Below are 3,940 nucleotides of genomic sequence, written 5' to 3' on the forward strand. Positions count from 1 at the left end.
TGATCTGTTTGTGGTCGCCAATGGCGACCACAAACAGATCATCAAGTGGCAGGAGGACTGGGAGGCCTGCGATCAGCTGCAGATGAACGGCTCCATCGCCGAGCACGCCGCCCTGCACGAGATCGGCGAGGTGGGCAGCCGCCTCCATCGCCGGGGCAGCGATCTCGTCAAGCGGCTGGAAGCCCTGAGCGGCATCCCCACCTATTACTATCTCTATCGGGTCGGCGGTCTGAGCGCCTCCGCGGAGCGGGCCCGCCCCTGCCCGGGCTGTGGCGGCGACTGGGCGCTGGCAGAGCCCCTGCACGAGATCTTCGACTTCAAGTGCGATCCCTGCCGCCTGGTCTCCAACCTCTCCTGGGATTTCAAGGATTAAGTCCTCCCCCGCTGGGCGAACCATGAAAAAGAGCCTTGCCGCCAGGCAAGGCTCTTGTCGTTCGGTGGGGACAAAACGGCCTTATTGCGGCAGCGTCTCCAGCCGCGCCAGAAACGCCGGCAGCGAGGGGGCCAGCACCAGGCGACGCCCGGAGTCCAGCCACTCCAGCCACACCTGGCCGCTCTCGTTGTCGAGCGACACCAGGGTCATTTCGTTGCGGGTAGTGGCGATGAAGAGCGAGGGAGAGCGTTTCAACTTGCGCAGCATCAGCAGATGGCCGATGAGGTTCTCCTTGAGCAGGTCCAGGTCAGCGTCGTTCCAGGGCAGGATGAATTCGATACGCAGCCCCTTGTATGAACAGGGGATGGGGCGGCTGAACCAGTGACCGAACAGGGCGAGGGCGCTCGGGTGCAGGGTCAGCTCGAGCGCCTCGTTCATCGACGTGAAATCGGCAGGATCGGCACGCCGGTGCGGGCGCCAGGCGACCCGCCCCTCCCTGGGTTCATCCAGCTCGCAGGGTGAGCGCCACTCGGCTTCCCACTCGCACAGGGGCAGCCCTCGCCGCGCCTCGCCATCGCGCTGCCAGCGCAAAAAGAACTGCTCCAGGGCAGACAGGACTTGATCCGACATCGATATTCCCCACAATAGCGGCCTCTGATCGCCGCAAGACAGTGACCGAAAAATCCGGGCATTGCACCATCAAACCCTTTGTCAGACAAGCGTGAGCAAACCAGCATGAGCAAACAAGAGAGATACGCAGGCGCCAGTGCGCTGAAGGGCCTGAGCCTGGGCCAGCAGTCCGCCTACATCAGCCAGTACACCCCGAGCCTGCTGCAACCCGTGCCACGCAGTCTGAATCGCGACGATCTGGGCCTGGGGGAGACGCTGCCTTTCGAGGGCTGCGACGTCTGGACCCTGTATGAACTCTCCTGGCTCAATGCCAAGGGCAAGCCCGTGGTCGCCCTCGGCGAGGTGGCCGTGCCCGCCGCCAGCCCGAACCTTGTCGAGTCCAAGTCGTTCAAGCTCTACCTCAACTCCTTCAACCAGACTCGGTGCGACTCCATCGACGCGGTACAGGCGCTGCTGACCCAGGATCTGAGCGCCTGTGCCGGTGCCCCGGTGAGCGTCACCCTCTTCCCCCTCGATCAGGCTCCCCACCGCATCGCGCAGCTGCCGGGCGAGTGCATCGACGACCAGGACATCGAGGTCGACCACTACGAGTTCGACGAGACCCTGCTGCAGGGCGCGGCAGGCACCGAGGTGGTGGAGGAGACCCTGCACAGCCACCTGCTCAAGTCCAACTGCCTGGTCACCAGCCAGCCGGACTGGGGCTCAGTGGTGATCCGCTATCGCGGCCCGCGCCTCGACCGGGAGAAGCTCTTGCGCTACCTCATCTCGTTCCGCCAGCACAACGAGTTCCACGAGCAGTGCATCGAGCGCATCTTCACCGATCTCAAGCACTTCTGTGCCCCGACCCAGCTGACCGTCTATGCCCGCTACACGCGCCGCGGTGGTCTGGATATCAATCCCTTCCGCAGCGACTGGGAAGCGGTACCCGAGAATCTGCGCCTCATCCGCCAGTAAATCCGGCCCCCCTGAAGGCATCCGGCCCATCACGCATCCCTCAGTAAACTCTGGACGTGCGGGGGTGGGCTTGGATAACATGCCTGCACCTCCGTGCCGTTCTTAATCCAATGAATCAACTGTTTTTTCTGGCAATGATGATGTCCTCCCTGTCGGCTCCGGATCTGGATCTGGCGAAGGAGCAGTTGTCCATCGATCTGCAACAGGCCCAGACCCTGGTGCTGACCGATCCCGCCAGATGCGTGCAGATTGCCACCTCCTTCCTCGAACGCACGGCCAACAACCCCAAGCAGATCATCAGCAGTCGCCAGGAGTACGGCTATCGGGAGCCCATGCTGAACTACGGCACGGCGACCCAGACCACGGGGGCTTATCTGCTCAAGGGGGAGTGCCTGCAGCAGCTCGGCCAGTTCAAGCCGGCCCAGGAGGCCTTCGCACAGGGCATCGCCATGGCGGAGAAGGAGCAGCAGTTCGAACTGCAGGCTCACGGCCTCTACCTCCAGATCCGCAGCCAGAACCTGCAGCAACATTCCCATGGGGCCAGCGCCGCCCAACTTGGCAAGCTCGACCAGCTGCTCGCCAGCCCCACCCTCAAGGAGAGCCAGCTGCAGGTTTACAGCCGGCTGCTGCACGTCAACGCCAGCATCGAGGAGCGACAATTCGATCTGGCCAAGCACCAGCTGGTTGAAGCCCGCCAGTGGGCCGAGCAGGCCAAGAACCCCCTGGCCAGGGCCTGGACCAGCGCAGTCGGGGGGGATCTCTATCAGGCCCTTGGCCAGCCCCAGCTCGCCCTGGGGGAATATATCGATGCCCAGCAGCAGGCCAGGGACTTGCAGGATCCCCTCTTCCTCGGTCTGCTCTCCAACCAGATGATCAGCCTCTATCAGGCGGAGCAGGAGCCACAGAAGGCGCTGCAATACGCCAACGAGGCGGCCAATTACTTCCATGCCCTCGGCAACCCCTCCCTGCTCAGCGATGCCCTGATCGTGCTCGCCCGTCTCAACCGCGATCAGGGGGAGATGAACATGGCGCTGGTCTATTTCTTCAACGCCCTGGATCTGCTGGACGAGAACAGCAACCGCACCCGCATCGCCCACCTCAAGTTCGAGATAGGCAAGACCTACCTGCAGACCGGCAACCTGAACCTGGCACGCAACTACCTGAACGCGGCGCGCCAGTCCCACGAGCTGGGGGACGACAAGGAGTCGCTGATAGACACCCTGCTGCTCCTTGGAGAGCTTCACCTCAAGCAGCAGGAGGCGGGGATCGCCATCCTGCAGCTGGAAAACGCCCTGACCCTGGCCAACCGGACCGGGGACATCCGGCGCCAGTTCGAGATCTTCCGCCTGCTCTCCATTGCCTACGAGCAAAAGGGCTACCTCCAGCAGGCCCTCCAGAGCTACAAGAATTTCCACCAGCGCAGCGAGCTGGTACGCCAGCAGCAGATCGCCCTGGAGCAGGAGGCGGTGCGCGACAACTACGCCCAGGTGGAGCGGGCCCAGCAGGTGAAGGAGCTGGAGCAGCAGCTCGACCAGAGCCAGCACCAGCAGGAGCGTTACCTCTGGTCCAGCGTCAGCACCGGGTTGCTGCTGGCACTCTTTATCTACCTGTTCTTTACCCTCTGGCTCAAGCTGAGGGTCGCCCGCCTGAATGCCAAGCAACTGGGAGAGGCCCTGCTGGTGGAACCCCGCAGCGGCCTGGCCAACTGGCAGCGACTGATGAGCCGCTGGCCGAGGGAGATGGCCAAGCGCCAGCAAAAATCCGAGCGCTGGTATCTGAGCGAGCGTCCCACCAGCGAGTTTGATGACAAGCTGCACTACCTGCTGTTCCGGGTCCCCTTCCTGATCAACAGCCTGGAGCAACATGGCTACCAGGTCAGCCGCGAGATTGAGCAGGCCTTCGGCCGCTACGTCGCCAAACTGACCCCGCAGGATGGCCGCATCTACGATCTGCGCGAGGGGCACCTCCTCTATGTGGTGCCCC

General features: G+C 63.4%; 4 protein-coding genes. 3 read left to right on the forward strand and 1 reads right to left on the reverse strand.

Annotated features, from left to right (window positions below; translation table 11 throughout):
• Positions 1–373, forward strand: a 373-nt coding sequence (locus BN1136_RS04030; RefSeq protein ID WP_043808082.1) for a DUF2310 family Zn-ribbon-containing protein, incomplete at its 5' end; no start/stop codon positions are given.
• An 81-nt stretch (positions 374–454) separates the two neighbouring features.
• Here BN1136_RS04030 and syd read toward each other — a convergent pair.
• Positions 455–1,003, reverse strand: a complete 549-nt coding sequence (gene syd / locus BN1136_RS04035) for a SecY-interacting protein (RefSeq protein ID WP_043758678.1) — start codon at positions 1,001–1,003, stop codon at positions 455–457.
• Between the two features lie 105 nt (positions 1,004–1,108).
• On the opposite strand from syd, the gene queF reads away from it, so the two are divergent.
• Both queF and BN1136_RS04045 read left to right on the forward strand, forming a co-directional pair.
• The gene (gene queF, locus BN1136_RS04040; protein ID WP_043758677.1) at positions 1,109–1,957 is read left to right on the forward strand and encodes an NADPH-dependent 7-cyano-7-deazaguanine reductase QueF; all 849 of its coding nucleotides are present in this window, start codon (positions 1,109–1,111) and stop codon (positions 1,955–1,957) included.
• A gap of 110 nt (positions 1,958–2,067) precedes the next feature.
• Positions 2,068–3,940 (forward strand): hypothetical protein (locus BN1136_RS04045; protein ID WP_043808085.1); only part of this gene is annotated, 1,873 nt, incomplete at its 3' end.

Origin of the sequence: Aeromonas taiwanensis (assembly GCF_000820165.1) — a bacterium.
GTDB classification, from domain to species: domain Bacteria; phylum Pseudomonadota; class Gammaproteobacteria; order Enterobacterales; family Aeromonadaceae; genus Aeromonas; species Aeromonas taiwanensis.

Excerpts from the sequence above, each read along its gene's own strand:
- queF (WP_043758677.1), top strand. The coding sequence starts at position 1,109 with ATGAGCAAACAAGAGAGATACGCAGGCGCCAGTGCGCTGAAGGGCCTG.
- syd (WP_043758678.1), bottom strand. The coding sequence starts at position 1,003 with ATGTCGGATCAAGTCCTGTCTGCCCTGGAGCAGTTCTTTTTGCGCTGG.